This is a genomic window from Candidatus Nomurabacteria bacterium (genome assembly GCA_020632075.1).
GTDB lineage: Bacteria > Patescibacteriota > Minisyncoccia > Phycocordibacterales > UBA918 > OLB19.
Window position 1 is genome coordinate 1 of the sequence record JACKGH010000002.1, and the last position, 22,896, is coordinate 22,896.

General features: G+C 49.1%; 26 protein-coding genes and 2 tRNA genes. 20 read left to right on the forward strand and 8 right to left on the reverse strand.

Going from position 1 to position 22,896, the window contains the following annotated elements; all coding sequences use genetic code 11:
- Positions 1-272 precede the first annotated feature (272 nt).
- Positions 273-860, reverse strand: coding sequence for an aminoacyl-tRNA hydrolase (locus tag H6786_04995; protein MCB9816726.1), 588 nt, complete (start codon positions 858-860; stop codon positions 273-275).
- A gap of 111 nt (positions 861-971) precedes the next feature.
- Between H6786_04995 and lepB the strand changes: the two genes are divergently transcribed.
- The 8 genes from lepB (at position 972) to H6786_05035 (ending at position 8,178) form a co-directional block, all read left to right on the forward strand.
- A complete protein-coding gene (gene lepB, locus H6786_05000; protein ID MCB9816727.1) occupies positions 972-1,619 on the forward strand; it encodes a signal peptidase I in 648 nt (215 codons plus the stop codon).
- 19 nt (positions 1,620-1,638) lie between these two features.
- Positions 1,639-2,808 carry a hypothetical protein gene (locus tag H6786_05005; protein ID MCB9816728.1) on the forward strand — a complete coding sequence of 390 codons (1,170 nt, stop codon included), beginning with the start codon at positions 1,639-1,641 and terminating at the stop codon, positions 2,806-2,808.
- A 100-nt stretch (positions 2,809-2,908) separates the two neighbouring features.
- Positions 2,909-3,154 (forward strand): hypothetical protein, encoded by a 246-nt coding sequence (locus H6786_05010; protein MCB9816729.1) that lies wholly within the window; start codon positions 2,909-2,911, stop codon positions 3,152-3,154.
- Between the two features lie 78 nt (positions 3,155-3,232).
- The gene (gene ybeY / locus H6786_05015) at positions 3,233-3,616 is read left to right on the forward strand and encodes an rRNA maturation RNase YbeY (GenBank protein ID MCB9816730.1); all 384 of its coding nucleotides are present in this window, start codon (positions 3,233-3,235) and stop codon (positions 3,614-3,616) included.
- A gap of 2 nt (positions 3,617-3,618) precedes the next feature.
- Positions 3,619-4,785 (forward strand): cell division protein FtsA, encoded by a 1,167-nt coding sequence (gene ftsA, locus H6786_05020; protein MCB9816731.1) that lies wholly within the window; start codon positions 3,619-3,621, stop codon positions 4,783-4,785.
- Positions 4,786-4,958: 173 nt separating this feature from the next.
- Positions 4,959-6,209, forward strand: coding sequence for a cell division protein FtsZ (gene ftsZ / locus H6786_05025; GenBank protein MCB9816732.1), 1,251 nt, complete (start codon positions 4,959-4,961; stop codon positions 6,207-6,209).
- Positions 6,210-6,352: 143 nt separating this feature from the next.
- Positions 6,353-7,276, forward strand: coding sequence for an FAD-dependent oxidoreductase (locus tag H6786_05030; GenBank protein MCB9816733.1), 924 nt, complete (start codon positions 6,353-6,355; stop codon positions 7,274-7,276).
- Between the two features lie 503 nt (positions 7,277-7,779).
- On the forward strand, positions 7,780-8,178 hold the full coding sequence (locus tag H6786_05035) for a hypothetical protein (GenBank protein ID MCB9816734.1): 399 nt from the start codon (positions 7,780-7,782) through the stop codon (positions 8,176-8,178).
- An 88-nt stretch (positions 8,179-8,266) separates the two neighbouring features.
- Here H6786_05035 and H6786_05040 read toward each other — a convergent pair whose 3' ends face one another.
- Positions 8,267-8,992: a VIT1/CCC1 transporter family protein gene (locus H6786_05040; GenBank protein MCB9816735.1), complete on the reverse strand. Its 726-nt coding sequence runs from the start codon at positions 8,990-8,992 to the stop codon at positions 8,267-8,269.
- A gap of 113 nt (positions 8,993-9,105) precedes the next feature.
- Here H6786_05040 and H6786_05045 point away from each other — a divergent pair.
- The 3 genes from H6786_05045 to H6786_05055 all read left to right on the forward strand — a co-directional run bounded on the left by H6786_05045 (position 9,106) and on the right by H6786_05055 (position 10,218).
- Positions 9,106-9,177: transfer RNA gene (locus H6786_05045), tRNA-Glu, on the forward strand.
- An 86-nt stretch (positions 9,178-9,263) separates the two neighbouring features.
- Positions 9,264-9,848 carry a hypothetical protein gene (locus H6786_05050; GenBank protein ID MCB9816736.1) on the forward strand — a complete coding sequence of 195 codons (585 nt, stop codon included), beginning with the start codon at positions 9,264-9,266 and terminating at the stop codon, positions 9,846-9,848.
- A gap of 130 nt (positions 9,849-9,978) precedes the next feature.
- Positions 9,979-10,218 carry a hypothetical protein gene (locus tag H6786_05055; protein ID MCB9816737.1) on the forward strand — a complete coding sequence of 80 codons (240 nt, stop codon included), beginning with the start codon at positions 9,979-9,981 and terminating at the stop codon, positions 10,216-10,218.
- Positions 10,219-10,430: 212 nt separating this feature from the next.
- On the opposite strand, the gene H6786_05060 is transcribed toward H6786_05055, so the two are convergent.
- The 3 genes from H6786_05060 to H6786_05070 form a co-directional block, all read right to left on the reverse strand.
- Entirely contained in the window at positions 10,431-10,943 is a 513-nt protein-coding gene (locus tag H6786_05060) for a hypothetical protein (protein ID MCB9816738.1), read from the reverse strand.
- 75 nt (positions 10,944-11,018) lie between these two features.
- The gene (locus tag H6786_05065) at positions 11,019-11,921 is read right to left on the reverse strand and encodes a hypothetical protein (GenBank protein ID MCB9816739.1); all 903 of its coding nucleotides are present in this window, start codon (positions 11,919-11,921) and stop codon (positions 11,019-11,021) included.
- Positions 11,922-11,931: 10 nt separating this feature from the next.
- Positions 11,932-12,486, reverse strand: a complete 555-nt coding sequence (locus tag H6786_05070) for a sigma-70 family RNA polymerase sigma factor (GenBank protein ID MCB9816740.1) — start codon at positions 12,484-12,486, stop codon at positions 11,932-11,934.
- Positions 12,487-12,672: 186 nt separating this feature from the next.
- Between H6786_05070 and H6786_05075 the strand changes: the two genes are divergently transcribed.
- On the forward strand, positions 12,673-14,268 hold the full coding sequence (locus H6786_05075; GenBank protein ID MCB9816741.1) for a VCBS repeat-containing protein: 1,596 nt from the start codon (positions 12,673-12,675) through the stop codon (positions 14,266-14,268).
- A gap of 54 nt (positions 14,269-14,322) precedes the next feature.
- Here the strand turns inward: H6786_05075 and H6786_05080 are convergent, their stop codons facing one another.
- A complete protein-coding gene (locus H6786_05080) occupies positions 14,323-14,865 on the reverse strand; it encodes an NADAR family protein (GenBank protein MCB9816742.1) in 543 nt (180 codons plus the stop codon).
- 14 nt (positions 14,866-14,879) lie between these two features.
- Here H6786_05080 and H6786_05085 point away from each other — a divergent pair, with 14 nt between their 5' ends.
- The 8 genes from H6786_05085 to H6786_05120 all read left to right on the forward strand — a co-directional run bounded on the left by H6786_05085 (position 14,880) and on the right by H6786_05120 (position 19,241).
- Positions 14,880-15,404, forward strand: coding sequence for a DUF2127 domain-containing protein (locus tag H6786_05085; protein MCB9816743.1), 525 nt, complete (start codon positions 14,880-14,882; stop codon positions 15,402-15,404).
- Positions 15,405-15,428: 24 nt separating this feature from the next.
- Complete coding sequence (locus H6786_05090; protein MCB9816744.1) at positions 15,429-15,893, forward strand: Gmad2 immunoglobulin-like domain-containing protein; 465 nt, start codon at positions 15,429-15,431, stop codon at positions 15,891-15,893.
- Positions 15,894-16,127: 234 nt separating this feature from the next.
- Positions 16,128-16,355 carry a hypothetical protein gene (locus H6786_05095; protein ID MCB9816745.1) on the forward strand — a complete coding sequence of 76 codons (228 nt, stop codon included), beginning with the start codon at positions 16,128-16,130 and terminating at the stop codon, positions 16,353-16,355.
- Between the two features lie 117 nt (positions 16,356-16,472).
- Positions 16,473-17,039 carry a hypothetical protein gene (locus tag H6786_05100; protein MCB9816746.1) on the forward strand — a complete coding sequence of 189 codons (567 nt, stop codon included), beginning with the start codon at positions 16,473-16,475 and terminating at the stop codon, positions 17,037-17,039.
- A 134-nt stretch (positions 17,040-17,173) separates the two neighbouring features.
- On the forward strand, positions 17,174-17,683 hold the full coding sequence (locus H6786_05105; protein MCB9816747.1) for a hypothetical protein: 510 nt from the start codon (positions 17,174-17,176) through the stop codon (positions 17,681-17,683).
- A gap of 95 nt (positions 17,684-17,778) precedes the next feature.
- Positions 17,779-18,561, forward strand: a complete 783-nt coding sequence (locus H6786_05110; protein MCB9816748.1) for a protein phosphatase 2C domain-containing protein — start codon at positions 17,779-17,781, stop codon at positions 18,559-18,561.
- Positions 18,562-18,611: 50 nt separating this feature from the next.
- Positions 18,612-18,700: transfer RNA gene (locus H6786_05115), tRNA-Ser, on the forward strand.
- A gap of 22 nt (positions 18,701-18,722) precedes the next feature.
- A complete protein-coding gene (locus tag H6786_05120) occupies positions 18,723-19,241 on the forward strand; it encodes a hypothetical protein (GenBank protein ID MCB9816749.1) in 519 nt (172 codons plus the stop codon).
- Here H6786_05120 and glmS read toward each other — a convergent pair.
- Complete coding sequence (gene glmS, locus H6786_05125) at positions 19,215-21,029, reverse strand: glutamine--fructose-6-phosphate transaminase (isomerizing) (protein MCB9816750.1); 1,815 nt, start codon at positions 21,027-21,029, stop codon at positions 19,215-19,217. The genes H6786_05120 and glmS overlap by 27 nt on opposite strands.
- Positions 21,030-21,053: 24 nt before the next feature.
- A complete protein-coding gene (locus H6786_05130) occupies positions 21,054-22,892 on the reverse strand; it encodes an ABC transporter ATP-binding protein (GenBank protein ID MCB9816751.1) in 1,839 nt (612 codons plus the stop codon).
- Positions 22,893-22,896: the final 4 nt, after the last annotated feature.

Below are 22,896 nucleotides of genomic sequence, written 5' to 3' on the forward strand. Positions count from 1 at the left end.
CCCGGCTTTTTCGCGCCTGAGTTATCCCCAGATTACTTGCTTTTTTATGTAAAATATGGTATAAAGTAATTCGTTCTGTCAGCAAATAAGGAGTCTGTCATGACCTTCTTCTTACAGATTCTCGGTGCTCTCGGCCTGATCGGGCTGATGGCACCTATCATGTTCTGGATCGGGAGGCCGCTCCGGCGCCTTCCACAAACGACGCATCGTCGCTGAGATGGTGCACCATCCACCCCGCCCCTTGATCGTAAGATCTTGGGGCGGAAATTCGTTTAGTTAAATCGATTCATTGCTGTCTCTACTCCACTACTCACGACTGCCTCAATGGCAGTTTTTACTTTTTCAAATACTTCAGGCAGTTGCTTAGCCTCACTCTTGGTAAACGGCTTGAGCACGAAGCGTTCAAGCGGCCCGCCTCCGGCGGGCCGCTTGGTTTTTCCCGTCCAAAAACTCTTTGGTGCGATCCCGATCCGCACTCGTACAAAATCTTTCGTACCGATCTTTTTTATGATCGAATCAACACCGTTGTTACCCCCTGCTCCTCTTCCTCGCACCACTTTGATCTCACCAAACGGCAGATCGATGTCATCGTGAACCACGATCAAATTCTCTGTCTCACCCTTCGGGACCAACTTAGCAACTGCAGCACCAGAATTATTCATAAAAGTAGTCGGATACAACACCGTCACCTCTTGCGCAGACACAACACCTTCAGTCAATCGCCCAGACAATCCACCTGATTCAACCAGTCCTGGCAGCTGCCACTCGCGAAGACAATGATCCATCGCTAGCCACCCGACATTGTGTCGAGTGTTTTCATATTTCTCTCCGGGATTACCAAGCGCAACGATGTAAAACATGTTCACATCATACACCAAATGCTGGCGCGCAAAACTTCGTTTTGCGCGCCAGTTTTACAAAATTTGTTTTGCATCAAAATTTTTAGTAAACTAGTGTCAACGTAGTTACTTATGTCTGCATTCTCTCAACAAAACCCTCCATCAGATACTTCTCATACAGAGAGTACTGTCGTTGAGCATAAGGAACACCCACTCACTGAGATCGTTCGCTTCTCTATTATTGCTATTTTGATCGTCCTACCGATCCGCATGTTCGTAGCCCAACCATTTATTGTCTCTGGCGCATCAATGGATAACACCTTCCATGATGGTCAGTATCTCATTGTTGACCAAGTCACCTACTATTTCGACGATCCATCGCGAGGCGACGTGGTGATTTTCCGCTACCCGCGTGATCCGTCGAAGTTCTTCATCAAGCGGGTCATTGGCGTACCCGGAGACACGATCACGATCGAAGATGCGGTAGTCACTATCATCAATGCTGAGCACCCAGACGGCTTTGTGCTCGACGAGCCATACATCAAATCAATGGCGCCCGCAAAAGAACCGATGACGGAGATCTTAGGTGATCGCGAATACTTCGTCATGGGCGATAATCGTGACGAAAGTTCAGATTCACGCATCTGGGGAGTGCTGCAGGAAGAACGCATCATTGGCCGGGCACTGTTCCGCCTCTTCCCGCCAAGTGCCATTGATTACCTACCCGGAGGCGTCACGATCACCGAGGAATTAGTAGCACCAAGAACCATTATAGATTGATCAAATAGCATTATTGCGTATGTCACACTCACCAACGGAGTTTCTCAAAGTCGCGAACAACACAGCCGAGCACTTCGGCTTTCAGACGATCGACCAGTTACGGAAATCTCCCGAGTGCAAGAAGTGCGAAAAGGTCATGCCGCATACGGTAAACGGCACAAACAAGCGGATCGACAACCACAACGGACTTCTCAGTTCTGCAATAGCAACATATTGCGACGAAAAGCTGCACGCACTTAAGCGGCCGGTGCTGTTGTATTCATTTGAACAAGTGCCACGCACGGGCGAAACTGCAGTAACATTCCATATTTTCAATGTTGAACGAAGTATTGCTGAAGCGATTCTCATTCACGCTACCCGCGCACTCGTAACCGAACTTGGGTACACCAACCACACCGTCCGCATCAACTCTCTTGGTGACACTGACTCACTCACCCGCTATAGCCGCGAACTGACCAACTTCCTCAAGAAGCGGCTTGATATTATGCCTGGCTCTGCTCGAGAGTTGATGAAGGAACACCCTCTCATGGCACTCTCAGACCTCGTAGCGCAAGACCACGACCTTGCCTACCGTAGCCCAAATCCACTCGAGTACCTCAGCGACCCGAGTCGTAAGCACTTCCGCGAGATCATTGAATATCTCGACATGAGCGAGACTCCATATGAGATCGACCCGAAAATGCTCGGTCATCATGAGTGCTACTCCGACGCGATCTTCTCGCTCGACATCATGAACGAAGATCCTAATGCTGAAGTACCAGTCACTGCGCGCGGCGGTCGATTTGACGAGTTTGTCTACCGCACTACGCGCACACGCACCCCAGCAGTAGGCGCTGTGGTCATTCTCAAGAATAGTAAGGCGCCAGCACGAGCACCTCGTCCAAAAGCCAAGCGACCATCAGTGTACGTCGTACAGCTTGGCTTTGGACCAAAGATCAAAAGCCTCCTTCTTATCGATTCACTTCGTCGCGCTGGCATTCCGGTCTACCACGACCTTGCCAGCGACTCACTCTCTGCACAGCTTCGTGACGCTGAGCGACGCAAGGTAAAATACACTCTTATCATCGGCCAGAAGGAATTCGTCGAAAATACGGTCATATTCCGTGATATGCAGGTCAGAAATCAAGAATTCGTGGACCAGGAAGCACTTCTGCGACGACTCAAGCGAAAAAGCACCACCACAGCCTAGAGAATCAAAAGAACCTCGCCAGAGGTTCTTTTGTTACACGCTATTTCAGCAAAAAAGCACTTGCACCTTCTGAAGCAAGATGCTATGCTGTCGCCCACATATGGCAACCAACGTTGAAGTACAAAAGAACACCAACGAAAGCAGTGCGAATGTCATTCGTCGTTTCACCAAGCGTGTCCAGGGGGCAGGCATCGTACCAAAAGTACGTGGTGGACGATACTTCAGCCGCACGAAGAGCCGCAATGTACAGCGAACCGCTAAGCTGAAGAAGCTTGAAAAGCGTGCTGTATACGAAAAGCTCGTGAAGCTTGGTAAGGTTCAAGAATTTCGAGGCCGTCGTCGCTAAATAGCGCAGACGAGGGAAAACAGTCGGTGCATAGCATCGGCTGTTTTCTGTCTATCACACGGTATAATAAGAGACCACATGGACACTTTTTCAATCACCAGCACAGTCAGATCATATCCCAAGCGACTTCCATTTAGAGAAATCAAGGATATGATCCTTGGTAAAAAGTACGAGCTTTCGCTCGTTTTTGTTGGCGCCACTCGAGCTAAGCAGCTCAATGAGTCATATCGCAGTAAAACCTATGTGCCGAATGTACTCTCCTTCCCTCTCTCAGAAAGTGCTGGTGAGGTATACATTTGTCCGAAGGTTGCAGCAAAAGAAGCAAAGGAGTTTGATCTGTCTGTGAACGGCTACATGGCTTTCCTGTTTATCCACGGGTGCCTCCATTTGAAAGGCTACGACCATGGAGATACAATGGAGAAACTAGAGCGCAAGTACTGTAAAGCGTTCGATATTTCATAGTCATGGCAGAGCACATTATCACCGGTATCGATGTAGGAACTTACCACGTTAAAGTGGCGGTTGCTCGCGTGTCAAAGAAAGGTGGCGCAGCCAAGCCGGAGATAATTGGTACCGGACTCTCTGAAAGTCGTGGACTCAAGAGTGGATACATCCTCAATGAAGCAGACGTAGCGCGTAGCATCAAAAGCGCGATCACACAAGCCGAGAAGAGCGCTGGCGTGACCATCAAGCGCGCGCACGTTGCCATCGGTAGTATTGGTCTTGAGGAAATCTACTCACACGGAGAGATCATTCCATCACGCGCAGACTCAGAGATCACAGCTTCTGATCTGGAAAAGGTAATGCAAGACAGTGAGGAGCGTATCACTGATCACATTCCTAACCGACGCATCCTCCATAGCATCCCACTGCGACACATGATCGACGGCACTGAAGTACTTGGCAGAGCACTTGGCCTTAAGGGGACCAAACTCGAAGTTGACAGCTTATTCATCACCACGTACGAACAGCACGTAAACGATCTTATCAGTACGATCGAAGGAGTTGGAGTGTATGTCGAAGACGTTATTGCTTCCCCACTTGCAGCGAGTTTTGTGATGCTTTCAAAAGCACAAAAGCGTGCCGGGTGTGTCTTGGTAAATGTCGGTGCTGAGACCACTTCTATCGTGATCTTTGAAGACTCTACTCCGATCTCACTTAAGATCTTCCCGGTTGGCTCAAACGATGTTACCAACGACATCGCGCTTGGTTTGCGTGTGCCACTTGAAGACGCTGAGAAGATCAAGCGAGGCGCTATGACCAGCGCAACGTACTCAAAGAAAAAGCTCGACGAGATCATTAGGGACCGCTTAGCTTCAATCTTCCTCCTCATCGACACCCACCTCAAAAAGATCAAGCGTGATGGGCTTCTTCCTGCAGGAGCAATCCTCACGGGCGGCGGTGCGAATGTATCAGGCATCGTAGAAACTGCAAAGAGCAGTCTTGAACTGCCGGCCCGCATTGCAACACTCGACATCGGCAAAGGCACAAAAGTACGGGACGCGTCATGGGCAGTGGCATATGGACTTTGTATGTGGGGAGCCTCAGACGCGGAAGAAACCTCCGCAATCGGTATCGTAAAGCAAACTCGTCACAGTATCCTTTCTTGGCTTAGTCAGTTCTTGCCATAAAGATAACAAGAGAAATAAGCCTTTATTTTCAATATCTTCTCTGCTTGTCAATTACATGAATCTCAGGTCTGTCAATATCGTGACAGATATTTTTAGTCCGTGTATGATGTAGCCATTAGTCATTTCGTACTCAGGGTGGGTGCGCGAACAAGACACATAGCAATTATTTCTGTATGGAACAAATCAAGTCAGACGTAGAGTCATTTGCACGGATCCGCGTGGTCGGTGTTGGAGGATCTGGCGGTAACGCTGTAAACCACATGGTCGGATCTAAAGTCCGTGGCGTGGAGTTCATCGCGATCAACAGCGATGCACAAGACCTTCACCACTCCCTAGCCAAGCGTAAGATCCATGTTGGGAAGAACCTCACCCGCGGTCTTGGAGCTGGCGGTAATCCTGACATGGGTCGACGTGCTGCCGAAGAAACTCGCGAGGAGATCGCAAACGCGATCAAGGGTTCTGACATGATCTTCATCACCGGTGGTATGGGTGGTGGTACTGGTACTGGTGCAGCACCGGTCGTAGCTAAGATCGCCCGCGAGAGTGGTGCGCTCACCGTAGGCGTTGTCACCAAACCTTTTCTCTTTGAGGGACAAGAACGTATGCGACTTGCTCTCCAAGGTATTGATGAGCTGAAGCAAGAAGTCGATGCGCTCATCACGATTCCTAACGACCGACTCCTTGCGATCGTAGACAAGGAGACAACCGTAAGTAATGCATTCGAGCAGTGTGACAATATCTTGAAGCAAGCAGTAGAAGGTATCTCTGACCTGATCACTATGCCAGGTATCATTAACGTTGACTTTGCTGACATTCGTTCTGTTATGGAAAATGCTGGCTCAGCACTTATGGGCGTCGGCGTCTCATCAGGAGAAAAGCGTGCGGAAGAAGCATCACAGGCTGCCATCAACTCCCCACTACTTGAAGTATCGATCACTGGTGCTAAGGGTGTCCTCTTTGCGATCGCCGGCGGTGATGATCTTGGGATGCTTGAGATCCAAGACGCAGCACGCATCATTACTGAGTCGATCGATCCACAGGCTCGCGTGATCTTTGGTGCGATCAAGGACGAGAAGCTCAAGAAGAATGAACTCAAGGTAACTGTGATAGCAACCGGGTTCCCAGAAGAAAGTTCTAATGACAGTTACAACATTGCTCGACGCGCACCGATCGCACGCGAGCCTCGTGAACCAGAACCTGAGCCCGAACCAGAAGAGACTACACGCGGCAAAATCTTCAATTCCCTGCCTACCAAGAAAGTTGAGTCGATGAAACCAGAACCAGCTCCTACAACTAAAAGTAGCACTGCTTCAAACAATGACCTGCCCAAGCGAGAGCCAAAACCAGTTGATCCAGCAGACGATGACGACGATGACGATTGGGGTGCAGTGCCAGCTTTTCTACGACGTTCGAAGTTGAAGTAAAAGTATAGACATCAAAAGGCCGGGCGCGAAGCGCCCGGCCTTTTGATTCCCCACCCTGCACGAGCATCATAGGTATCTCACCCCATCCATGGTATCCTATAGCCGATTTTTAGTTTTAATCATCGTTCAGCACATTTCTGATTATGTACGACTTAGTCATCATTGGCGGCGGCCCAGCAGGAACTTCAGCTGGTGTCTACGCTTCACGCAAGCAGCTCAAGACGCTTTTTGTTACCAAAGAATGGGGTGGTCAAAGTACTGTCTCTACAGATATCCAAAACTGGATCGGCACCCCATCGATCAGCGGCACCAAGCTCGCTGACGATCTCAAGACACACCTTGAAACGTACGCAGAGGGTATCGTAGATATCATTGCAAACCAGATCGTTACCAAAGTAGAAAAAGTTGAAGACGGGTACCAAGTAACCCTTTCAGACGACAGTACTCACGTAGCAAAAGCAATACTCATCTGTGCCGGCTCTAAGCGCCGCACACTCGGAGTACCAGGCGCTGACACCTTTGAACACAAGGGTCTTACCTACTGCGCTAGCTGTGACGGACCAGTCTTCGCTGGTCAGGATGTTGCAGTGATCGGCGGCGGGAATGCGGGTTTTGAAACCGCTGCACAGCTTCTTGCATACTGTAAGAGTGTAACCTTGCTTCAATATGGTGACGCCTACAAGGCTGATCCAGTGACCGTTGAGAAAGTACTCGCTCACGAGAATATGACCGGTATCCTCAACGCAGAGACTAAGGGAGTAGAAGGAGAATCATTCGTAACAGGTCTCACCTATCGCGACATGACCACTGACGAAGAAAAGACTCTTCCGGTAACTGGTGTGTTTGTCGAGATCGGCATGATCCCAAGCACAGATTTTGTGGGTGACCTAGTTGAACTTGATGACTACAAGCGAATCGTGATCGACCCATGGACACAGAAAACTTCTGCTGAAAATATCTGGGCTGCTGGAGATTGTACTAATGTGCGATACCATCAGAACAACATCGCTTCAGGTGACGCAGTACGCGCGCTCGAAGATATCTACGTGACTTTGAAAGCAAAATAGTCACACTACAAAAATCAAAAGGCCATGGAAAAGTCCAGATTCAGCGAGGCGCCTGTGTACTTTCGAGATAGTCGCTACGCTCGTTCTCTCAAGCAACGCAAAAGCGCCCCCTCCAGGGCGCCTTTGCTTTGTACAACGTAGAGCTTCGGCTTGCGCGCTTTGCTCGTAGCCTCGAGCATAAGTATAAAGATACTTCACCACCGCGCAAACCTACGTATAGTTTCTCACTTACAGCAAATAAGTCAATACTACATGAAAAACCTTATTTCAAGGTACTTCTGTGTATAACTTGTGCATAAGTGTGTATATAACTGGGGTAAAACTCCGTGCAAAAGTACCCCTCTCTTCTCTTGACATTACACAGAGCAGCGCTAGCATGAAGATAGTCGTATAGCGAACCGTCACCAGACTGCACGAAGTAGCTCACTACCGAAACTCACGTTTCATCATACGCAACAACGCAGAGCGAATTATCAGCATAATCACGCAATAGCGATATGCCTATGATTCGATTCTATTCATTGTTCGTCACTGATGACGAACTCCTGGCGAGTCCATATATTCGCCGGTTCAATGTCTTCCACGATCTCACACTCCACCGTGGCGAGACTGAGACGGTCACGTTTCTCCTCCAGACCGCGCTCACCGAGAAGCAATTCGAGAAGCTGCAAGTGATCTTCGATCCTGCTCAGCTCGAGCTCAAGAAGATCGACCTCAAGAGCTACAAGCACCAGACGCTCGTGACAGCGAGTGTTGTGCCTAAAGAAGTTGGTTCAGTCCGAATTGGTTTTGCCTTTCCGCAGACCGAAAAGCTGCACCAAGCTCGTATGCAGTCGATACCTTCTCCGCTCACTGCAGTACCAGCCCGAGGTCTTGTCGACCATTTAGAGCTGATCTCGTAATATGCACGTACGAAAGTACTTGCAGCTCTCCACCTAAAACGGCCCCAGTATTTCGGGACCGTTTTTCGTTTTATGTTGTACAGATCTCCTATACTGCAAAGAACGTACCAACAAGATATGCGAGTATCGCTGCAGTACCGCCAACGAGCACTACTTCCACCAAGGACGCAACCGCCTTCCCGCCAATGACTCGCCACTTAAGCACGCCGAGCAGCACAAGCGCAATGAACGTACCAACACACGAATACCAAAATGCTGTTCCTGCATCACCAGTTGTATCGAGAATAAATGGCAACAACGGGATAGAGCCGAACACCATGAAGGAGAAAAATGTCGCCAAACCAGTCAGGACTTCATTATCCCCACGCGGATCAGAAAGCTCTCGCTTGTGATGCATCATAAAATCAAGCCAGTACTCTTCGTTGTGCTTGTAGGTATCAGCTAGCCTTGCTGCGTCTTCTGCGCTGAATCCTTTCTCCTCTAAGATCTTAATAGTCTGTGTTCGCTCTGCATCTGGATTGTTCTGTAAGCCAGCACGTTCTTCTTGTCGCTGCACCAAGTACAGATCTTTGTCCGAACGAACTGAGAGAAAGTTGCCCAAGCCCATCGAAGCAGCATCAGCAAAAAGATTCGCGAGACCAAACAAAAGAACGATCACAAACGTGAACTGTGTCGCATCATCACTTGAAAGCGCAGCTCCTGCAAAACCAGCCACCACCGCAAAGGTAGTGACAATACCGTCAATTCCGCCGTAAATGACTTCTTTAAAATAATCAGCGAAGGCTCCGGTAAGCCGTAATTTGAGTCCATGCATACGCGAGCATCATAGCATAAAGCAAGGCTGATTTCAGACCAAAGGGCTGGTATTTTTTGCATAGTTTGCTATTATGTGGCGCACTTGTGGCGGTCTCGCTACAAGCAAGTCCTGGCCCCATCGTCTAACGGTTAGGACGCCAGGTTTTCATTCTGGAAATCGGGGTTCGATTCCCCGTGGGGTCACAGATTTTTCAGCCTTACATTTCAACACTCTTCAGGACAACCTAAAGGGAAATTTTTGATACTTGGAACCGTGCTATATTTTCAGTATGAAAAACGTGCCAAGACTCTGCTACTTTGCCGCTGTTGTAGTCTTACTCTTCACCTACTTTCAATGGGACATTATCAACATCGTGACACCGTTTCTTATTATCTTTGTTGCGGGGCCGGTTTATATTTTTTACTTAGTTACCCTCGTACTCTCAGTTGTCTACCTATTTAAAAAATGGAAGTCTTTGAAGTATAACGCAATGATTCCTTTTGGTGCTAGTTATATTGCGTTAATTCTGCTGACAGCTTTTCCATTTGTTGAAGCTAAAATATACATTGATTTTTACGTTAATAAATATCAATTCAATCGGACTGTGGAAATGGTTCACTCTGGAGAGATTTATCCAAATACTGATTATAATCGTTCAATGATACATTTACCCTTAGGTTACAGGCATCTTTCAAAGGGTGGTGGAGACATCGAGGTTGGTGAAAATTATGTCTTCTTTTTCACTTTTAGAGGTGTTCTAGATAATTTTTCAGGATATGTTTACGGCCATGCTGACCCGAAAAGAGATTTGGGTTGTGACGTAATTGACGATATTGATTTGGGTAACAACTGGAAATGGATATCGTGTTCATAGATTTGTTTTACAATCTGGTTCCAATTCGTACTACAGTGGGTCACAAAGCATTGACAAGTGCACTACTTTAGTGTATACTATTAGTAGTTTCAGAAACTATAGATAATTCATTTACGGGGGACATACCTTCATGAACAAAGAAAAAATTGCCCTTTACGCTTCTGCTGCAGTGTTCAGCACCTTCTGGTTGCTGCTCATGTTCCTGCACTTCTCCGGGACTCTCATGTCCGTGTCGAGTGCAATTCCTGGACTGCAAGCAATGGTTCAGTTCGGCCTGATTGGCACCCCTGCCGTCATCCCTGCCGTACTGACATTCATTGTGGTATACACAATTGTTCATTTCCAGGAACAGAAGGAAGCAACTGCCTAACACAAGGCAAACCTACGAGGCCGTTAAGCAAACCAGCTTTTCGGCCTTTTCTAATGGAAAACTGAACACTTGTTTAACAATCCGGTTCCAATTCGTACTACAGTGGGTCACAGCAGGTACGAAAAAGACCGGAACACTTAGTGTTCCGGTCTTTTTCGTAGCATTTTCAGCTTTGAAAAACCCAGGCGGCAAGCCTGGGTGTATTTTTATACTTAGAACCTTCGCACTGTGATCCGTTTGGAGTAACGGAGCTTCCGCAGCAACTGGGCCGAGTCTCCTTCTGCCCCACTGAGCGCATACTGATCGACGAAGTCGGCGACCGAACGTGCCATCCGTTCCGATACGACGACGCGATCATCCTCTATCGTGACGATCGGCTGCTTGGGCTGCCAAGCATCACGAAACGTCTTTTCGATCAGGAGCTTGGTGAGAGTCACGGTGACTGTCACCTTCCCCACGCGGTGCATGGCGTTGTTGGCATACACCTGCATCTCTGCTTCGGGATGATACGCCACCACGGCCGTAATCGGCGATTGACGCGCAAGCTTGATCTCGACACCATCAGTAGAGACCCATGTTACGAAAGGATCAGTCTCGTCTCCGACGGCCGGAAACCAATCAGCCCGTGGCGCATCTTGCCGCAGCCGCGACTGATTGATACAGCCACCAAGCAGTAGTGAGCACAGCAGCAACAACGTTACACTTCTGGTCGTATGAGTGATCATACAAATCCTCCTTTCCTCTGGTTTTGTGCGTTTTTGCCAATTTATTTATATCCCACGCCCGTCGGCAGAGCAACCTTACGGGTTTGATTCTTCAACTTCTACCTTCTCAACTTCTTCTGGCTCATCTTCCTCACTTTCTTCTTCGAGATCTTGTTCTTTAGATTCATCAGATTCTTCACTGTCGTCTTCTTCTTCAACTTCCTGTTCTTCTTCATGCTCTGACTCCCCTTCGACATGATCTTCCTGTTCTTCTTCCGACTCTTCTGCTCCACTTTGAGTCTCATCGACAATTTCTCCCGCTTCATCATCTTCAGACTCTTCCTCCTCGGTCAGGTGAGCTGTTTCAGACTCAGCTTGATCGCCTGCCCCTCCTTTGTGACGCTCAACTTCTTCCTCTTCGTCATCTTCCTGCGCTTCTTCATCGTCCTCGGATTCTGCTTCGTGATCATCTTCATCATCAGACACTTCAAGTTCATGCTCGCTCTCAACCACTTCCCTATCTTCATTTTTTTCAGAGAGACTCGTCAATCGAGCGACGGTTGCTTCGGCAGCTTCTGGTGCAAACTTGAACTGTGGCTCAGTGCTTGAAGCAACTTCACTGATCTCACTAACTTCTTCTGGCTGCATTTCTGACTCAGTAGTTGTTGGGGTGACAATCTCAATCTCTGGCAGGTGTTGATTTCCCCCAGCAGGTTGCAGCATTACTTCTGGCGACGGGTCTACTTCAGGGGTATTGTTCATCTGCGTCAACGCACTTATGAAGCCTGTCGGATGTCCATACATGCTAAACGAAGCCACCCCCACCAAAAAGACTATTCCTAAAGCTGAAGCAGCGACCATATAAGCAAACGAGGGAAACGGCGACTTCACCGGTGCATCTGCAGTCTTCACCGCACTCCAAATTACCTCACGATCTGCCTGAGTAAATGATGGCCGTGCCTGTTCTACTTGAGTAATTGTCCGTTCAATCTTTTTCATACCTAACTAACTATGTTTGCCCTAGCTTAGACTGCAGCATCTTCATTGCTCGATGATGTCTTGTGCGCACCGCGCTTTCGTTCATATCGAGCAGCGCAGCGATCTCTGCGAACGTACACCGAGACCAGTGCCGCAAAATAATGATCTCGCTCGCAGTTTCCTCCAATTCTCGCAATGCATTTCGCACATCAATTGCATCAGCCTGCGTTATATCATTCCCGTGCTCATCTGGCACCGTGTGTTCCTCAAATTCATTCACCTGCTGCTCGAACCGTTGTTTCTCGCGATGATAGTGCTTCGCCAATTTTCGCCGCACGATCGTAAATAAAAATGCATAAAAAGTAGCTTCGCTCTGATACTGAAAGGATCCACGCAGCGCAGCAAATAAATCAATACAAACATCCTGCGTAAGATCGATCGCTTGTTCTTTCACGTGTGTACGCAAGGATATATAGTTGTATACCAACTCGACTATGCGGTCATAGAGTTTGCGAGCAGCTTCTTCATCGTGTTGCGCACACAACGTTACCAGCTCTTCGAGGTTGTCTTGCATTGCCTCATTCATGGAACTCTACTCTATACTATGATGGCAACTTTTGGCAAAATGTTACATCACCTTACTTTGCGTGTATTTGCCACATTGATATGTTGTGGTCTGATAGGAATGTCTTGTAACAAATGCACAACCCATCTCCATTACAAAGCTACAAGAAGGAACTCTTCTTTGTTTATATCGTAATCAATTGTATTTATGCGAGTAGCTACCACTCACAGTCCCGGCTCGATCTTTGCCTTATTGGCAAGCGCGCTGTTGTTTTTATTCACCGCCAACTTAGCACACGCGTACACTTATGACGTTGCTACAGAAAAGCCATGGACAGATGGCGCAACCACCGTCGACACGAGCCAAACCGTCCAGGTTCGCGCGTATGTCCCTGGTTCACACGCCCTTTCATACCGCAGCATGACCGTCTACTCAAGCAACACCACCGCTGGTAGCAACTCTCTCGGCGACACCGTCGGCTACGTATACAACATCTACGGCACCTCACCAGCATGGTTTAAGGGCTACGACGGTACTGGCGGCAGCATCAACTACCCAACCTATCAAGTTATGCGCACGCGCCTCAATGATGTAAACGATGATCGCCTCGCGGTTGGAGAGTACGTACAGGTGGGTGCCTCAACCCACGCCTTTGTGTACGATCACGTATACAGCAAGTTCACACAACTCGACGCTATCGAACCAACACTGATGACTGCGGTTGGCATCAACAACGCCGGACAAGTTATCGGCGCTCAGAAATGGAGCACCTACAACACCCAACAAGGCTACGTGTATGATTGTCAAAATGGCCGCGTCGACATCACTGTTCCAGGCGCAGCCTACACCATTCCACAAGCCATAGACGAAGCTGGCAACATCTACGGAACCTTTAGCCACCCAGATCTCACCGAGACATACTTCATTGCTCACCCAGAAACTGATCCAGCTGATATCTCCTGCTCACTGGTCGGCTGGGACGACACGTTCAAGCCAGTCAAGTTCCGAACTACCCCGATCACCTTTGAGCTTGATGGCGATGTGGCACACAGCATGGTAATCGCTGATTTTAATGGTCGCGGCAAGAACGACATTCTCGTAGACTACGGTGAGTACACTGTTGTGCTCTACAAAGCTGAGAGTAAGTTCACCAACAAGAAAAAGTACACAGGCATGACTCTCCAGCAAGTGATCGATACGTACTATCCTGACGTAGAGATTCCAACCTTCACTGACGTAAACAACGATGGCATTGATGATGAGATCAATACAGAGTACATCTATGTCGACAGTTTCAGCCTCGGCAAGGGTGATGGCACTTTCTACTACGTACCGCAAGCACTGCCTGCTGGCACACGAGCACTCACTGACATAAACAACGACGGCTATCTTGATATCGTGCAGATTGACGGACAGTTTGTGAACGTGTACTACCAGCGTGTACCGGTCACCACAACCACAACTGTCACTGATCCAGCGCCGACTACTGAACCGGCTCCAACTGACACAACCACAGTGACCGATCCTGCTCCGGTTGATACCACCGTCACAGACCCGGCGCCAGTCGACACCACACCGACCGACCCAGCGCCAACTGAACCTGATCCAGCAGACCTAGCGCCAACTTACACTGATCAGGAAGCACCGTACGCAGCTACACTCAACGCAGCGTACCCAGGCATGACCTTGGTCAAGATCAGTATCGAAGACGATGGCAGTGCCGACTTCAAGATCACCTTTGCAGGAGAAACTATCGAAGGTTTCATGAGTAGCGCAACTGAGATCACTGAAATTGCAAACTAACAAACAAAGCAACGATCAAAAAAAACACCCGGCGTGCCGGGTGTTTTGCATTTGTCAGCAGACTTCAGGATAGTACTCCTGACGGAGTTGCATCCACAGCTTGCCGAGCATATTCTCTCCTTTCCAATCAGGACCACGACCCCAAAAGGAATCCTTCTCGGAGTTTTCGATGAGCTCGGCTGAGCCGCTCTTCCGTAACTGCTTTTGCACATACTCGTGCTGCACCAGCTTGGCACGGATGATCGACAGCATTACATCGATCTTCTGGTCGTGCCAACCAGGACGGATGCGATTTTCGTACTTACGCGCCAGCATGAGCGCATCATACGCAGAGCGAGCCGCATGGATCTCGTCGATAATGTACGGATCGTCGAACTTTGCAGCTTGATACGCATGTTCGGAAGTCATCCACGTGCAACAAGCCCAATCAACCATGAAGGCCGAAAAATTTGAGAACACATAGCCGAATTCGCCGGCATAGAACAGTACCCGTTCCATAGCTTCCTCCTGTTGTGCGGGCAGGGCAATACTATGCCACATAATGATATATACACAACCCATACGAACATGAGAGATTATCGATAGATCAAATTCCATATTATACTAGCTTCATGAAACAACAGACCGAGGATCGACTGTTTGTCATCAGTATGTGGTGGCGGATTGCGTATGGTGCACTTCGCATCGTACTTGGTCTTGCGGTCCTAAAGGTGGTAGGGATGCCTGTGATTGACGTGATCACCACCCTACTCCATCACGAGCTCGTGACCGATCCTCAAGACGCATTGTATTCACTCGCACACTCGTTCTTCGCACATCACCCACTGTACATTTCTTACTTCATGGCTTTTTATCTGATCTTCTGGGGAGTCACCGATGTCTTTCTGTCCTACCACCTCATGCACTACCGACGCTGGGCATTTCCTGTGAGCTTAGTCTTGATCGGAGGTTTCGTCTGCTACGAACTGTTTCGCTTTTCGCACACCCACTCTCTCATTTTGCTTGGTGTGATGTGTATCGACACACTGATCTTGTGGCTAGTCTATGATGAATACAAGAAACTTCCCTTAAAGGAAGCTTTGGTCACTTCCAACGAAACTGATGTAGACCACACACTCACCCCTTCGCAAGAATAGCTTTGAGGTATACACTAGAATCATATGAAATCAGCAATAATGGTCACGCTGGTACTCTTCATTTTTTTGGTCTTATTCTTTTGTACGCTGCTTTGGCCACACAAAAGCGAAGCGCCTACCACACCGATCGCAGACACTTCAGCTGAAACCCCAACTGACACCTCGCTTATCCATGTCTTTACTCCGCAACCACAAGCGGCAGTAAGCAGTCCAGTATCGCTCAGTGGTGAAGCTCGTGGGTATTGGTTTTTCGAAGCGTCTGCTCCAGTAGTGGTGGTCGACTGGGATGGGCGGATCATTGGTGAAGGATACGTGACTGCTGAGGGAGAATGGATGACTGAAGACTTTGTGCCGTTTTCGGGGACAATCGATTACACTCTTCCAGTCGATTCGTACAGTGCTAGTGGCACCATCATTTTCCACAAAGACAATCCATCAGGATTGCCAGAACACGACGCTGCATTTGAAGTTCCAGTACTACTCAACTAATCGACCACAAGAACACCCTAAGTACACTTTGCGAGCCTAGAACCTTCTGATACCCTTACTGCTAGCTGAAGGCTCTTTTCTACAATCAGCTGTGGTTATGAACGCGATCAAACAACTGAAAACATGTAACTACTAGGAGACGCTGAAATGCACGAGAAACAATCGGCACTAGCCACCTTCTTCGACAACGTCCGGCTGCCGGACTGGATGCTTCTGCCGTCGATCATAACTGTCATGGGCGTAATCTTCTTCGTAACCCACCATTACCTCAGCCTCGGTGTTGGAAGCATCATCCTCGTCGCTGCATTGATCGGCTGCGCGGTCAGCGGGCGACCTGCTGGATACAGTCCACACTGGGACATCGGTATGCCGCACCAAGAGAAGCCTGGCGGCACTCCGGTCCGTAAGCAACCGAATCTGCACATTCCACGTGGAAACATCATGAAACGTTGCACTGTGTAGAATGCAAGCCGGCCTTTGCGTAAGCTTAGGCCGGCTTTTTGCTAGATTGCGTATTATTTGTTTTTTAGTGAAAATGTGTTATAATATTAAAAGAATTTCGAAGATGGAGAAGCTCTATTGCACATACGCAAAACAAACCGGTTCTGGTTAAACCTCTTCTGCATATTCCTCTCCTACCGGAGAGAAGAGGGGGTCTATGACCTGCGACGGACAGGATCCTGGAACGGATTCCTGCCAATTCTCAAACATTGGGGACTCATCACTCAGGAAGAGCTTAATGGATTCTACAAGAGAACTGCCCTCACCGACTACATGGACGGGCAAACCACCTTCAAGCGTTTTGAGGGTACACATCGCCACGAACAGATCTTCGGTGCAAAAACACCACTCTGCGCGGTGATCTCGCCTACCGACCCGTATGGCTGGATCAATGCGAGACTTGGCATCATCATTGATACTAAGCTCGTGCTGACCGACAATGGCCTCCGAATGATTCGTCGGTTGGAGGCAAAGCACGAAGACATCATCACACGCCAAAAGGTAGACGAGGCAATACTCGCAATCTACGGACCTAAGTCCGAACGAGAATTCAACGTCTACGCCTACCTGGCAAGTCGCGAAAAAGCCAACGACCGTCGCCAAGAAATGGCCCGCGCTCGGGGCATTCGCAGAAAAAAAGGATAACGTCCCTTCAGTTGCTGGCAGCATTGCCAGCAACTTTTTTATTCTCCACGTTTTTGACTTGAAATTACTGGAAAAATACACCATAGTACCGACAAACGTTCTTCAATAAGCTGATCAATCGCGGGAGTTAGGTCATGTTTCCTCACAAAATATTCTTTGATGGAGTTGAAGCCGAAAAAAGTGATTCTCGTGCACTCGCGCTCAGGACATTGTTTGCTTCTTCTTTTCCGTTCCACGATGTTGAGTGCTACTCGATACGCAGTCTGCTGTATGCACTACGGTACTGTGGCAGAGATCGTCAACTCGAGATCTGCCAACTTCGCCCGAAACTGGCACGAAAAGAAATCGAAAACACGAACCAAAACTACTTGTACTGGGACAACCAACTCTTCCCGGTAGACAGTGACCGAACTGCCGACTTGATCACAGACATCTTCGATGCGCTGTTGAATACATACCCGGAGGTGAAGGAAGTGTTGTTTGAGCTCGACCAGAACGAGATAGTGATTGAGTTCAACCAGGCTGACAGCGCACAACTACCGCTTACGCTCGAAGGATTCATGAAACAATTCGATCGCCTGCGGCAGAAAGCATTTCTGGATACTGACTTGATTGTTGCACCAGGAGAGTTCAATAGGATCTGAAGATGAACACCTGTCCCGCATAGAGCGGGACTTTTTGATTTGACCGGTTCTGTGCGGCCGGGCCCTTCGGGCCCAGCCGTGCTATCATGCCACCAATGAAATCATACGCCCTCTGCACCCCAACCACCCCAGAACTCATTGAAGTCTACGGTGAGAAGCATCATATCAGCGATTTTTTACTCAAGCTCTACACCAGCCCGCAAGAAGATTCTTACGCCGAATCAAAGTCTCTACCGATCTTCGCTGTTGCCGACGGTGTCACGCTCGACTTCAAAAAACTTCTTCTCACTGGTCGCCCCTACCCTGACCCATCGCCTTCGGGAGCAGTCGCCAAACTCTTCTGCAAGGAGGTCGTTGAACAAGCCGAAAAACTATACGAAGCATTTACCAAAGAAAGCATCATCGAAATCTTTGCTGCTGCCAACGAGAAAGTACGTGAACACAACGACTTCATCGGAGAAGTGATCATCTCCGGCAATATCACCGAGAAGTACGCAGCTACCGGCAGCTGTATGGTCATCAGAGAAAACACCGTCTACTGGATGCGTATCTGCGATGCATACTTCGCACACTTTAATGCAGACATGCAGCTCAAGCAGATCACCAGCGGCTCTTGCGACCCGTACGCAGTTATTAATGGTGATCCCGAGATGCAGCAATACATCGAGTCTGGCTCAAGTGAGATCGAACCAGGCGACAAACTTTTCCTGTTCACTGACGGCTTTCAAGAGCATTTCAAAGAGCCTGAGTTTCTAGATCTGTTCCGAACATTTGATGAATCACTTCGTACACGCATCAAGGATTACTCAGCCAAGATGAACCTGATTGATCCTCAACGCTTCGGTCACGAGCAAACCATCATTGCTGTTGAAGCATAAACACACACCATTTGTCTTCCTTGTAACTTTCCTGCTAGACTCTTCGGTACGGAAGCGTGCCAGAGTGGTTGAATGGGGCGCTCTCGAAAAGCGTTGTATCCTTCATCGGGTACCGAGGGTTCGAATCCCTCCGCTTCCGCAAGACATGTCATAATGTACACATGCGTGTAAGTGCAATTTTTAAATTACTTGTTGGTATTGCACTTGCAGTCAGCGCACTAGCGCAACTATTCCAGCATGAGACCTGGTGGTTTATTCAAAATGTGAATCTCATCTTCCACGAAGCCGGTCACTGGATCTTCGGTATATTCGGTGACTTCATTGGATTGATCGGAGGGAGCTTGCTCGAGATACTAATACCACTTATTGTCACCCTACATTTTGTATTACAACGCCACTGGATCAGCGTAGCCTTTGGTGCTTGGTGGTCATCAACTGCGTTTCTCAGTGTCAGTATTTATGCAAGCGATGCTCAAGAGCGCCTCCTTCCCCTACTCGGGGGTGATAGTGTCCTGCACGACTGGTATCACATTCTTTCTCGGTCACATCTCTTGCCGTACGACGATCTGGTTGGATATGTCTTTTGGTTGTGCGGGCTCGGTATGGTCGCAATGCTTATTTTCTTTCTCGTGAAAGACCAGCACATACAAACATTACTCAACCGTCACACTCTTCGCTAGGTTACGTGGTCGATCGACATTAAGACCCTTTTCAATACCGATGTAGTACGCCAAAAGTTGGAGCGGTACTGTAGTCACGATCGGCTGCAGGATCGGGTGTACTTTAGGAATATAGAGCACATCATCAGCGACTGATCTGATCTGCTGATCTCCTTCGGTAGCGATCGCCAAGACAGGTGCTTTACGAGCTCGAACCTCTTCGATATTGGAGATCATTTTTTCATATACGTCGTCTTTTGGTGCCAAGGCAATGATCGGGAAGTTTTCATCGAGCATTGCGATCGGACCATGCTTCAGCTCACCGCCCGCATAGGCTTCGGCGTGTATATACGTAACCTCCTTAAGCTTGAGCGAACCTTCGTGTGCGATCGCGGTGTGAAGCTTGCGACCGATGAACATTGCATCGCGATACTGTGCATATTTCTTTGCGACAGCTTTGATGTCGTCGGTGTTTTGTAAATATGCTCTGAGTGTGTCTGGAAGCTTCTCGAGTTCTGCAGCGATCTGCTTCCCTTCTTCACGCGAGAGACCTTTCTCTCGACCAATGAGCAGCGTAAGCAGTGCGAAAACAGTCAGCTGCGAAATGAACGCTTTGGTGGAGGCTACTGCGATCTCTGGACCAGCGTGATTGTATACACCTGCATCGGTCTCACGAGCGATGGTCGAGCCAACGGCATTCACCACCCCAAGTGTGAGCAAGCCCTGTTCTTTCGCAGATCGCAGTGACGCGAGTGTGTCGGCAGTCTCTCCTGACTGCGTCACCGCGAGAACTGCACTGTTTTTCACCGGCAAATTTCGCTTGTAGCGGTACTCGCTCCCAAGCTCTACCTCGACTGGCAAGCCAGCATACTCTTCAAGCATGTAGCGCCCGACCAAGCCAGAGTAGTACGCAGAACCACAGCCGACGATCACGAGTCGATTGAGCGACGTAAGCTGCTCGAGCACCCCCTCAAGACCACCAAGCTTCGCCCGGCCTTTTTCGGTCTGCAAGCGACCTCGGATAGTGTTTTCGATCACTTCTGGACCTTCAAATATCTCTTTGAGCATGAAGTGGTCGTACCCCTGCTTTTGCACTGCTTCCATATCCCACTCCACTTTTTCTGGTTGCTTGTCGCGACGCTTGCCACCGATCGTGAAGATCTCGTAGCTATCCTTAGTGACGATCGCACACTCCCCGTCTTCGAGGAAAACCACGTCCTTTGTGTGCGCGAGGAGGGCGGATGGATCGGAAGATACTAGATTGCCGTCGGCACCAAGACCGATCACGACTGGACTACCAAGCCGAGCGGTAATGATCGTGTCTGGATCGTGATTGGAAGTAACCAAAATGCCGTATGTACCACGCACCATGCCGAGTGCTTCTTGGACCGCAGCCAGTAGATCACCGCGATTTCGTGTGCCAATAAGCTTGATCAGCACTTCTGTATCAGTATCACTCTCAAAGGTCACGCCGCGCATGCGGAGACCTTCGCGCAGTTCTTGGTAGTTTTCGATAATGCCATTGTGGACCACAGCAATATTGCCAGTCATATCTAGATGTGGGTGTGCGTTGCGTTCGGTCGGTACACCATGGGTTGCCCAGCGTGTGTGCGCAATACCGGTTGTACCTGGGATACTTGCTGGCACTTTAGCAGCGAGATTGTCGATCGGACCAGCTGCTTTGATCGGCGTACTGCCGGGCACAAAGATGCCTGCAGAGTCGTAGCCACGGTACTCGAGTGTGCGCAACCCTTCTAGTAAGATCGGTGATGCTGTTCTTGTCCCTACATACCCAAAGATTCCACACATAGATAATTTGTTATAGCGTATATGCTATATAGTACCACTGTTCCTGGAAGAAAGTTTCATGGAGAAAAAGCCGGCGGCCGAAGACCCGCTTTCTCTTCCATCCTGCATAAATCCTCCTGCCTGATGATTCCAGAGGCGTTCGTAGACACCACCGGCATGAGACAAAGAATCATGATCACCATCTTCAATGATACGACCATTTTCCATTACGATGATCCGATCCATTTTGCGCAAAGTCGAGAGTCGGTGCGCGATCGCGATCACCGTACGACCTTCCATCAGGTTCTCAAGCGCCTTCTGGATAGCTACCTCACTTTCACTATCAAGCGCCGAAGTCGCTTCGTCAAGCACCAAGATCGGTGCGTCCTTCAGCATCGCGCGTGCGATCGCAATGCGTTGCTTCTGTCCACCCGAGAGTTTTACTCCTCGCTCACCCACGAGCGTTTCGTAGCCGTCTGTTAACTCAGAGATAAAGTCATGCGCCTGCGCTTTCTTGGCCACTTCGATGACTTCCTCAGTAGTCGCGTTTGGATTCCCATACAAGATATTGTCTCTGATACTCCGATGGAACAGCGCTGGCTCTTGCGGCACCACCGCGATCGCTTGTCGGAGTGAATCTTGCGTCACCTGTGCAATATCCTGCTCATTGAGCTTGATCGCACCGGCCTGGACATCATGCTGCCGGAGTAACAACGACACAAAGGTCGTCTTCCCTGCACCCGAGCGTCCCACCAAGCCAAGCCGCTGCCCGGAAGGAATGTCGAGTTCAAAGTCTGTGAATACCTGATTACCATCAAACGCAAAGCCGACCTGCTGCCAAGAGATACCTGACTGTTCAGTCTGTAGCTCCACTGCGCCAGGGACATCGACGATCTCATACGGCACAATGATCTCCTCCAAGCCTTCCTGCATTTCACCGATCGTGCGAGCAGTCGCATTAAAGGCACGGCCAATAAAGGTCAGCGTACCGGTGATCTGTGAATAGAGCGCAAGGATCAAGACCAGCTCACCGGTCGTTACCTCGCCAGCCTGCCAGCCACTCACGAGCGACCAAAACATTGCCAATGAGAAGAGAAAGAGAATGACTCCGTTGATAAAGAGCATCTTTTCAGTGTATCCCCAGCTCCGATTGCTCGTATCCTTGAGGGCGGTGGTGTACGTGCCAAGTACCGACTCTTCATTGCGGCCGCGCGCATACTGACGCACTGCCTGCACGTTGGAGATCGTGTCGACCAGTCGCGCACGGTGCTGCGTCGAGGCATCCGCCATTGCGCGTGAGCGGCGTGCTTTCTCGTCTGCCATCTTGCGATTGATCACAATGATAACCACGATCAACACAAAGAAAATAAAGAATGATTTCACATCAACTGCCAAGATGAATCCGAGTGTCACTATGAGTGACACTATTGAATTTAGATGAGTCCAAAGAATCTCCGGAATAAGCTGATCGACTGCTCCTTGAACGTTGTTCACCTTACTCATCAGCGAACCAGAGAAACGGTTAATGAAAAATGAGTGGCTGTGTTTGAGCAAATACTTCGTGAGCTCATCATAGCCATACTTCTTCACCCCCGTTACCCAGCGCCGTGCCACAAAGGCACTTCCTCGAAACAGCAGCTGCCCCACAAAACTCAACGCTGGATACGCCAGTGCAAACCACATCGCCGCTTGATAATTGTTTGATTCAACCGCGTCAACAATCAACTTAAATATGTACGCCGAACCCTGCTCAAGCGCAGATCCAAGGATCACCAATAAAAACGCCCCCGCAGCCCACCACTTAAATGGCTTGGTGACATACCAAAAGTACCGAAACGGTGTGTTCGGAAGAGTTTCTACTAGGTTGTCTTTTGGTTTTTGCATATGG

What these genes read in the sequence shown, in the direction of transcription:
- H6786_05055 (MCB9816737.1), top strand. Translation starts at nt 9,979, where the DNA reads ATGAACAAAGAAAAAATTGCCCTTTACGCTTCTGCTGCAGTGTTCAGC.
- H6786_05080 (MCB9816742.1), bottom strand. Translation starts at nt 14,865, where the DNA reads ATGGAATTTGATCTATCGATAATCTCTCATGTTCGTATGGGTTGTGTA.
- H6786_05070 (MCB9816740.1), bottom strand. Translation starts at nt 12,486, where the DNA reads ATGAATGAGGCAATGCAAGACAACCTCGAAGAGCTGGTAACGTTGTGT.
- H6786_05110 (MCB9816748.1), top strand. Translation starts at nt 17,779, where the DNA reads ATGAAATCATACGCCCTCTGCACCCCAACCACCCCAGAACTCATTGAA.
- H6786_05060 (MCB9816738.1), bottom strand. Translation starts at nt 10,943, where the DNA reads ATGATCACTCATACGACCAGAAGTGTAACGTTGTTGCTGCTGTGCTCA.
- H6786_05095 (MCB9816745.1), top strand. Translation starts at nt 16,128, where the DNA reads ATGGGCGTAATCTTCTTCGTAACCCACCATTACCTCAGCCTCGGTGTT.
- H6786_05005 (MCB9816728.1), top strand. Translation starts at nt 1,639, where the DNA reads ATGTCACACTCACCAACGGAGTTTCTCAAAGTCGCGAACAACACAGCC.
- H6786_05030 (MCB9816733.1), top strand. Translation starts at nt 6,353, where the DNA reads ATGTACGACTTAGTCATCATTGGCGGCGGCCCAGCAGGAACTTCAGCT.
- H6786_05120 (MCB9816749.1), top strand. Translation starts at nt 18,723, where the DNA reads ATGCGTGTAAGTGCAATTTTTAAATTACTTGTTGGTATTGCACTTGCA.
- H6786_05130 (MCB9816751.1), bottom strand. Translation starts at nt 22,892, where the DNA reads ATGCAAAAACCAAAAGACAACCTAGTAGAAACTCTTCCGAACACACCG.
- H6786_05065 (MCB9816739.1), bottom strand. Translation starts at nt 11,921, where the DNA reads ATGAAAAAGATTGAACGGACAATTACTCAAGTAGAACAGGCACGGCCA.
- ftsA (MCB9816731.1), top strand. Translation starts at nt 3,619, where the DNA reads ATGGCAGAGCACATTATCACCGGTATCGATGTAGGAACTTACCACGTT.
- lepB (MCB9816727.1), top strand. Translation starts at nt 972, where the DNA reads ATGTCTGCATTCTCTCAACAAAACCCTCCATCAGATACTTCTCATACA.
- H6786_05105 (MCB9816747.1), top strand. Translation starts at nt 17,174, where the DNA reads ATGTTTCCTCACAAAATATTCTTTGATGGAGTTGAAGCCGAAAAAAGT.
- H6786_05035 (MCB9816734.1), top strand. Translation starts at nt 7,780, where the DNA reads ATGATTCGATTCTATTCATTGTTCGTCACTGATGACGAACTCCTGGCG.
- H6786_04995 (MCB9816726.1), bottom strand. Translation starts at nt 860, where the DNA reads ATGTTTTACATCGTTGCGCTTGGTAATCCCGGAGAGAAATATGAAAAC.
- H6786_05040 (MCB9816735.1), bottom strand. Translation starts at nt 8,992, where the DNA reads ATGCATGGACTCAAATTACGGCTTACCGGAGCCTTCGCTGATTATTTT.
- H6786_05010 (MCB9816729.1), top strand. Translation starts at nt 2,909, where the DNA reads ATGGCAACCAACGTTGAAGTACAAAAGAACACCAACGAAAGCAGTGCG.
- H6786_05085 (MCB9816743.1), top strand. Translation starts at nt 14,880, where the DNA reads ATGAAACAACAGACCGAGGATCGACTGTTTGTCATCAGTATGTGGTGG.
- H6786_05050 (MCB9816736.1), top strand. Translation starts at nt 9,264, where the DNA reads ATGAAAAACGTGCCAAGACTCTGCTACTTTGCCGCTGTTGTAGTCTTA.
- ftsZ (MCB9816732.1), top strand. Translation starts at nt 4,959, where the DNA reads ATGGAACAAATCAAGTCAGACGTAGAGTCATTTGCACGGATCCGCGTG.
- ybeY (MCB9816730.1), top strand. Translation starts at nt 3,233, where the DNA reads ATGGACACTTTTTCAATCACCAGCACAGTCAGATCATATCCCAAGCGA.
- H6786_05090 (MCB9816744.1), top strand. Translation starts at nt 15,429, where the DNA reads ATGAAATCAGCAATAATGGTCACGCTGGTACTCTTCATTTTTTTGGTC.
- glmS (MCB9816750.1), bottom strand. Translation starts at nt 21,029, where the DNA reads ATGTGTGGAATCTTTGGGTATGTAGGGACAAGAACAGCATCACCGATC.
- H6786_05075 (MCB9816741.1), top strand. Translation starts at nt 12,673, where the DNA reads ATGCGAGTAGCTACCACTCACAGTCCCGGCTCGATCTTTGCCTTATTG.